Raw genomic sequence first — 7,829 nt, 5'->3', positions numbered from 1 at the left:
CCCGCCGCCGTCGCCGCCCCCACCGCACCCCGCGAGCAGCAACGCCGCGACGCCCGAAACCACACCCGTTGACCAACGCATGACAGAAGTCTCCTTGTTCGATGTATTCACTGCGGCACAGCGGCGGTCGCGCGAGCCGCTGTAACCCGGCGGCCCGTTCGCCCGAACTACCAGGCGCGACACAGCCATCGGCCGGCCGGCCGCCCTCTCGCGGCCAACTGGCGAATGCACCTCGCTGTATTCGCACGAATATATCGAAAACGATATTCCGCCCACCATCGAACGAAGGCATGTCATGACGCACAACACCGGACGCCGCTTCGCCATTGCCGCCGGCACCTCGACCCTGGGGCTGGCCATCGCCAACGCCATGGGCTGGTTCTCGCGGCCCGCGCAGGCGGCCGAGAACGAGAAGTTCGAGGTCACGCACACCGAGGCCGAGTGGCGCAAGCTGCTCGACGCCAACCAGTTCTCGGTGCTGCGCCAGGAAGGCACCGAGCGGCCCTACACCAGCCCGCTGAACGACGAGCACCGCGCGGGCCGCTTCAGCTGCGCGGGCTGCGCGCTGGAGCTGTTCTCGTCGAAGACCAAGTTCGACAGCCGCACCGGCTGGCCCAGCTTCTGGCAGCCGCTGGACAAGGCCGTGGGCGAGCACAAGGACCGCTCGTTCGGCATGACCCGCACCGAGGTGCACTGCAGCCGCTGCGGCGGCCACCTGGGCCATGTGTTCGACGACGGGCCCAGGCCCACCGGGCTGCGCTACTGCATGAACGGCGTGGCGATGAAGTTCGCGCCGGGTGCCGCCTGAGCGCCCTGCACGCCCTGGCCCCCTGACGCCGCCCGCCGGAAGCGCCCCGGCGTGACGCCCGCATGCCGCGTGAACGCGCGGTTGAACGCGGCCTCCGAGCGATAACCCACCGCCTCGCCCACGCTGGCCGTGTCCTGCCCGCCTTGCGCCAGCAGCCGCGACGCCAGCTCCATGCGCAGCGTGGTCAGCAGCTCCAGCGGGCCGGTGCCCACGCGCCGCGTGAACTCGCGCGCGAAGGTGGCGCGCGACAGGTGGCAGCGGTCGGCCAGCGAGGCCACCGTCCATGCCTTCCCGGGGTGCTGCAACATGGCTTGCAGGCCGGCCGCCAGCCGCGGGCTGGCCATGAGGCCGAGCACGCCCGACAACTCGGGCCGCGTTTCCAGGTACGCCCGCACCGCGAGCGTGAACAGCGTGCCCGACAGCTGCGCCACGATGGCCGCCGCGCCGGGGCGCTGCTGCTCGATCTCGTGCGCCATGAGCCGCACCAGCCCTTCGAGCCACACGTATTCGGGGTGCTGCGCGAACGGGATCACCATGGGCTCGGGCAGCGCCTCGAGCAGCATGCTGCGGCGCCGGCCGGGAAACTCGAACTCGCCGCAGAGGATGTCGGTGTCGGCCTTGCCGGGGCGCGGCAGGTTCGTCTTCAGGTCGAGCAGCTCGCCCGGCTTCAGGCGGATGGCGCGCCCCTCCCCTTCGAGCCCCGCCGTGCGCAGCACATGCGCCGAGCCGCGCGGCAGGATCACGAGGCTGCCCTCTTCCAGCGGCACCAGCGCGCGGCTTTCGGGCAGCCACAGCTCGCAGCGCCCGCGCAGCAGGATATGGAACGGCGCGCGCCACGGGCCGATGGGGTCGTGCGGCGCGGCCCAGTCCTGCCCGAACAGGCAGCGCAGGTCCATGCGGCCGCGCGGGTCGAGCCATCCGACGAGTTCGCTCAAGGGGTCCATGCGTGAGACGTTGGAGCAATTTATGCAGACATTCTGGCATTCAAAAGCGCACCGCGCCGGCCTAAAGTTCATTCATCCGATGATTCCCACGAGGTGAACCGAATGACTGCTTCTCCTTCCGACCGCGCACCGATTCCCGCTTCCTTCTTCGGCATCGCCGTGGGCGTGCTGGCGCTGGGCAATGCCTGGCGCGTGGCCGCGCCGCTGTGGCAGCTGCCGCAGGACATTGCCCGCTTCGTGACCTGGAGCGGCATTGCCGTGTGGCTCGCGGTGCTGGCGCTGTACGCGCACAAGTGGCTGCGCCACGGCGCCGACGCGCGCGCCGAGATGGCCCACCCGGTGCAGTCGTCGTTCGCCGCCCTGGGCCCCGTGGCCAGCATGCTCGCGGCGATGGCGCTGCTGCCGTATTCGCGGCCGGTGGCGCTGGCCGTGTTCGCGCTGGCGGTCACCGGGCAGCTCGCGCTCGGCCTCTGGCTCTACGGCCGCATGTGGCAAGGCGGGCGCAAGCCCGAGCTGGTGACGCCGGCCGCCTACCTGCCGGCCGTGGCGCAGAACTTCGTGGCCGGCACCGCCGCCGCCGCCTTCGGCTGGCCGCACCTGGGCATGCTGTTCTTCGGCGCGGGGCTGTTCTCGTGGCTCGCGCTCGAATCGCTGATCCTGAACCGCGCGGCCACGCAGGAACCGCTGCCCGACGCGCAGCGCCCGCTGCTGGGCATCCAGCTCGCACCGGCCGTGGTGGGCGGCGTCACCTACATGAGCCTGAACGGCGGCGTGCCCGACCTGTTCGCGCAGATCCTGCTGGGCTACGGCCTGTACCAGGGGCTGCTGCTCCTGCGCCTGCTGCCGTGGATCGCGCGGCAGCCCTTCGCGCCCTCGTACTGGGCCTTCAGCTTCGGCGTGGCCGCGCTGCCCACGCTGGCCATGCGCCTGCTCGCGGCCGGCGCGACGGGCCCGGTCGAATGGCTCGCCCCGGCGCTGTTCGTGGCGGCCAACGTGCTCATCGGCCTGCTGGTGCTCAAGACCCTCGGCCTGCTGCTGCAAGGGCGCCTGTTGCCCGCCGCGACACCCTCGCGCTGAAAGCGCCACGGGCTGGTCTCACAATGCGCGCTGTCCGTCCGACAAACGCATCGATCCAAGGAGATTCCATGAAGGCCCAGAACATCCTCCAGACCATCGGCAACACGCCGCACATCCGCATCAACCGCCTGTTCGGCAATGCGAAGCAGCAGGTCTGGGTCAAGTCGGAGCGCGCCAACCCCGGCGGCTCCATCAAGGACCGCATCGCGCTCGCGATGGTCGAAGACGCCGAGAAGAGCGGCGCGCTGAAGCCCGGCGGCACCATCGTCGAGCCGACCTCGGGCAACACCGGCATCGGGCTGGCCATGGTGGCGGCCGTCAAGGGCTACAAGCTGATCCTGGTGATGCCCGACAGCATGTCGGTCGAGCGCCGCCGCCTGATGCTGGCCTACGGCGCCAGCTTCGACCTGACGCCGCGCGCCGGCGGCATGAAGGCCTCCATTGCCCGCGCCGAGGAAATCGTGGCCGGCACGCCGGGCGCGTGGATGCCGCAGCAGTTCAACAACCCCGCCAACGTCGACGTGCACGTGCGCACCACGGCCGAGGAAATCGCGGCCGACTTTCCGGACGGCGTCGACGTGATCATCACCGGCGTGGGCACGGGCGGCCACATCACCGGCGTGGCGAAGGTGCTCAAGAAGAAGTGGCCCAAGCTGCAGGTGTTCGCGGTGGAGCCGGTGGCCTCGCCCGTGATCTCCGGCGGCGCGCCGGCGCCGCACCCGATTCAGGGCATCGGCGCGGGCTTCATTCCGAAGAACCTCGACACCTCGCTGCTCGACGGCGTGCTGCAGGTCGACGCCGAACCGGCGCGCGAAATGGCGCGCCGCTGCGCGGTCGAGGAAGGCATGCTGGTCGGCATTTCGTCGGGCGCCACGCTCGCGGCCATCGCGCAGAAACTGCCATCGCTGGCGCCCGACGCGGTGGTGCTGGGCTTCAACTACGACACCGGCGAGCGCTACCTGTCGGTCGAGGGCTTCCTGCCCGCCTGATCCAGCTATCGCTTTCATAGCGCCTTCGGCGCTTAAAATGCGCGGTCTGCTTGATAACCACAAGCCACCACGACATGCTGAGAATCTCCGAACTCAAACTTCCGCTCGACCACGCGCCCGAGGCGCTGGCCGCACTGATCGCCAGAACGCTCGACGTTCCGCTCGACGCGATCGCCTCCCACACCGTCTACAAGCGCAGCTTCGACGCGCGCAAGGTCGACCTGCTCACGGTCTACATCTGCGACGTGCAACTGGCGGACGCCAAGCTCGAAGCCGCGCTGCTGGCAAGGCACGCGGGCCACCCGCACATCCAGAGCGCGCCCGACATGGTCTACGTGCCGCCGGCCAACGCGGCCGAAGGCACGGCGCGGCCGGTGGTGATCGGCTTCGGCCCCTGCGGCATCTTCGCGGCGCTGATGCTCGCGAAGATGGGCTTTCGGCCCATCGTGCTCGAACGCGGCAAGACCGTGCGCCAGCGCACCCGCGACACCTGGGGCCTGTGGCGCAAGAGCGTGCTCAACCCCGAGTCGAACGTGCAGTTCGGCGAAGGCGGCGCCGGCACCTTCTCCGACGGCAAGCTCTACAGCCAGATCAAGGACCCGCGCTTCCTCGGCCGCAAGGTGATGGAAGAGTTCGTGAAGGCCGGCGCGCCGCCCGAAATCCTTTACGTCGCGCATCCGCACATCGGCACCTTCAAGCTGGTGAAGGTGGTCGAGAACATCCGCGAGCAGATCGTGGCGCTGGGCGGCGAGATCCGCTTCGAGCAGCGCGTGACCGACGTGCACATCGAAGACGGCCACCTGCGCGGCCTCACCGTGCTCGACCAGACCACAGGCCAGCGCAGCGAGCTGCGCGCCGACCACGTCGTGATGGCGCTGGGCCACAGCTCGCGCGACACCTTCGAGATGCTGCACGCACGCGGCGTGCACATCGAGGCCAAGCCCTTCTCGATCGGCTTTCGCGTGGAGCACCCGCAGGGCCTGATCGACCGCGCGCGCTGGGGCCGCCATGCGGGCCACCCGCTGCTGGGCGCGGCCGACTACAAGCTGGTGCACCACGCCAGCAACGGCCGCTCGGTCTACAGCTTCTGCATGTGCCCCGGCGGCACCGTGGTCGCGGCCACCAGCGAGCCGGGTCGCGTGGTCACCAACGGCATGAGCCAGTATTCGCGCAACGAACGCAACGCCAACGCGGGCATCGTGGTGGGAATCGACCCGAAAGACTTCCCCGGCGACGCGCTCGCGGGCATCGCGCTGCAACGCCAGCTCGAGAGCAACGCCTACGTGCTCGGCGGCAGCAACTACCACGCGCCCGGCCAGTTGGTGGGCGACTTCGTGGCGGGCAAGCCCTCGACCGCGCTCGGCAGCGTGACGCCGTCGTACAAGCCCGGGGTGACGCCCACCGACCTGCACCAGGCCCTGCCCGCCTACGCCATCGAGGCCATGCGCGAGGCCTTCCCCGCCTTCGGCCGCAAGATCAAGGGCTTCGACCTGCACGACGCGGTGCTCACCGGCGTGGAAACGCGCACCTCGTCGCCGATTCGCATCACGCGCGGCGACGACTTCCAGAGCCTGAACGTGCGCGGCCTGTACCCGGCCGGCGAAGGCGCGAGCTACGCGGGCGGCATCCTGTCGGCCGGCGTGGACGGCATCAAGGTGGCCGAGGCCGTGGCGCACGCCGTGCTGGCCGAAGCCGAACAGGCCCGAACGGCCAACGCCTGATGCAGTCCGCGACCCCACCGCTGCACTTCGCGCGGCCGACCGTCGGCCAGCTGGGCATTGCCACGCTGGCCATGGCGGCCGTGGTGCTGGCCTCCAACATCCTCGTGCAGTTCGCCATCAACGACTGGTTGACCTGGGGCGCCTTCACCTACCCGGTGGCGTACCTGGTGAGCGACCTGGTCAACCGGCGCTTCGGTCCCGGCATGGCGCGGCGCGTGGCCTGGGTCGGCTTTGCCGTGGCGGTGGCGGTGTCGCTGCTGCTCGCGCCGGCACGCATCGCGGCCGCCTCGGGGCTGGCCTTCATTGCCTCGCAGCTGCTGGACATCGGCATCTTCAACCGGCTGCGCCAGGGCCTGTGGTGGCGCGCGCCGCTGGTGGCCACGGTGATCGCGGCGGTGCTCGACAGCATCGTGTTCTGGGGCATCGCCTTCGCGGGCACCGACGGCCCCTGGCTCACCTGGGCGCTCGGCGACCTCGCGGTGAAGCTGGGCGTGGGCGTGCTGATGCTGCTGCCGTTCCGGCTGCTGATCGGCCGGCAGGCCGCGCGCGCCTCGGCCCTGAGCCACTGAAAGCCACCATGTCCGGCATCGACGACTTCCATTTCTACGAGCCCGCCCAGGGCCACGGCCTGCCGCACGACCCGTTCAACGCGATGGTCGGCCCGCGCCCCATCGGCTGGATCTCGTCGCAGGACGAACACGGCGTGCTCAACCTGGCGCCCTACAGCTTCTTCAACGCCTTCAACTACACGCCGCCGATCGTCGGCTTTGCCAGCATCGGCGCCAAGGACAGCCTGCACAACATCCGCCAGACGCGGGCGTTCGGCTGGAACCTGGCGACCCGGCCGCTGGCCGAGCAGATGAACCGCTCGTGCGCCGCCGTGCCGCCCGAGGTGAACGAGTTCGAGCTCGCGGGCCTCACGCCCGTGGCCTCGCGCAACATCGCCGTGCCGCGCGTGGCCGAAAGCCCCGTGTCCTTCGAATGCAGGCTCACGCAGATCCTGCAGCTGGAGGGCGTGGACGGCGTGCCCGTGCCGACCTGGCTGATCCTGGGCGAAGTGGTGGGCGTGCACATCGCGCGCCACCTGCTGAACAACGGCATCTACGACACCGCGGCGGCGCAGCCCATCCTGCGCGGCGGCGGCCCGGCCGACTACTTCGAGATCAGCCCCGACAATATGTTCAAGATGTTCCGCCCGCGCTGAGCGCGAGCGAGCCTTGTTTTCTTTCCTGACTGCCGTCCACCTGACACACCGATCGATGACCGATAACGCCACCTCACAAGAAATCCAGGAAGTCCGCGAAGTCCAGGCAGACACCGGCACCTCCCAGCCGCAACAGACGCAACAGACACAAGACGCGCAGCAACAACAGCAGCAGCAACCCCGCCAGCGACAGTCGCGCGGCGGCCGGGGCCGCGGTGGTTCGCGCCGCGGCGGTGGCGGCGGCGGACAACCGCAGAAGGCACAGCAGCCCGAGCAGCAGGCGCAGCAAGGCAACAACAACGGCAACAAGCAGCAGCAGGCCCAGCGCACGCCGCGCAAGGTGCACCCCGCGCTCGAGAAGCTGTTCGCGCTGTACCCGAAGATGTTCGGCGCGCACTTCCTGCCGCTCAAGCTCGGCGTCTACCAGGACCTGCTGGCGCTGCACCCCGACGACTTCAAGAAGGAAGACCTGAAGGTCGCGCTCGGCCTGCACGCGCGCTCCACCCGCTACCTCGAAGCGGTGGCCGCCGGCCACCAGCGCCATGACCTCAACGCCGAGCCCGTGGAGCCGGTGGCACCCGAGCACGTGCACCACGCGATCCTGGAGGTGTTCAAGCGCCGCCAGGCGCGCGCCAACGAAGACCTGCGCCCCAAGGTGGTCGCGCGCATCATCGCCGCCATCGAGGCCTCGGGCCTGACCCGCGATGCCTACGCCGAGCGCGTGCGCACGCAGGACGAAGTCAACAACGCCCTGCTCGACGAAGCCGTGGCCGAACTGGGCCGCCAGGCCGCCAAGCGCGAGGCGCTGATGCGCGCCTTCACCGCCAGCGGCCGCGGCGAAGCCGAGTTCGCGGAGATGTACGGCATGGACCCCGAAGAAGTCACGCAGGTGCTGGCCCGCGTGCGCGCGGACGAAGCCCTGGCGGCCGAAGCAGCCGCTGCGGCTGCGGCCGCCGCTGCAACGGCCAGCGAAGCCGGCGCGACCGAAGAACAATCGCCCGCGCCCAGCGCCGCCTGAGCCCGACGCGCTCGACAATGAAAAAAGGGGCTGGTCGATCGACCAGCCCCTTTTTGTTTGGCGCGAAC

The 7,829-nt window shown here is 69.9% G+C and carries 8 protein-coding genes; 7 read left to right on the top strand and 1 reads right to left on the bottom strand.

Translation table 11 applies throughout. The annotated features are described in order from the left end of the window. Positions 1–295: 295 nt before the first annotated feature. Positions 296–808, top strand: a complete 513-nt coding sequence (gene msrB / locus BMG07_RS26110; protein WP_198086979.1) for a peptide-methionine (R)-S-oxide reductase MsrB — start codon at positions 296–298, stop codon at positions 806–808. On the opposite strand, the gene BMG07_RS26105 is transcribed toward msrB, so the two are convergent. After that, positions 760–1,743 (bottom strand): AraC family transcriptional regulator, encoded by a 984-nt coding sequence (locus BMG07_RS26105; RefSeq protein WP_198086978.1) that lies wholly within the window; start codon positions 1,741–1,743, stop codon positions 760–762. The genes msrB and BMG07_RS26105 overlap by 49 nt on opposite strands. Positions 1,744–1,854: 111 nt before the next feature. Here BMG07_RS26105 and tehA point away from each other — a divergent pair, with 111 nt between their 5' ends. The 6 genes from tehA to BMG07_RS26075 all read left to right on the top strand — a co-directional run bounded on the left by tehA (position 1,855) and on the right by BMG07_RS26075 (position 7,761). Then, entirely contained in the window at positions 1,855–2,829 is a 975-nt protein-coding gene (gene tehA / locus BMG07_RS26100) for a dicarboxylate transporter/tellurite-resistance protein TehA (protein WP_198086977.1), read from the top strand. Between the two features lie 68 nt (positions 2,830–2,897). After that, the gene (gene cysK / locus BMG07_RS26095) at positions 2,898–3,818 is read left to right on the top strand and encodes a cysteine synthase A (protein WP_198086976.1); all 921 of its coding nucleotides are present in this window, start codon (positions 2,898–2,900) and stop codon (positions 3,816–3,818) included. Positions 3,819–3,892: 74 nt separating this feature from the next. Then, entirely contained in the window at positions 3,893–5,539 is a 1,647-nt protein-coding gene (locus BMG07_RS26090) for an NAD(P)/FAD-dependent oxidoreductase (protein WP_198086975.1), read from the top strand. Continuing rightward, on the top strand, positions 5,539–6,108 hold the full coding sequence (locus BMG07_RS26085; RefSeq protein WP_198086974.1) for a VUT family protein: 570 nt from the start codon (positions 5,539–5,541) through the stop codon (positions 6,106–6,108). The genes BMG07_RS26090 and BMG07_RS26085 overlap by 1 nt, the downstream gene beginning before the upstream one ends. Positions 6,109–6,116: 8 nt before the next feature. Further along, positions 6,117–6,743 carry a flavin reductase family protein gene (locus tag BMG07_RS26080; protein WP_198086973.1) on the top strand — a complete coding sequence of 209 codons (627 nt, stop codon included), beginning with the start codon at positions 6,117–6,119 and terminating at the stop codon, positions 6,741–6,743. Between the two features lie 55 nt (positions 6,744–6,798). Next, on the top strand, positions 6,799–7,761 hold the full coding sequence (locus BMG07_RS26075) for a ProQ/FINO family protein (RefSeq protein ID WP_198086972.1): 963 nt from the start codon (positions 6,799–6,801) through the stop codon (positions 7,759–7,761). The last annotated feature ends 68 nt before the right edge of the window (positions 7,762–7,829 follow it).

It is taken from the genome of Variovorax sp. E3, from assembly GCF_016082275.1.
GTDB lineage: Bacteria > Pseudomonadota > Gammaproteobacteria > Burkholderiales > Burkholderiaceae_C > Variovorax.
Note: the sequence above shows the minus strand (reverse complement) of the source record. Positions and strands in the feature narration are given on the sequence as shown.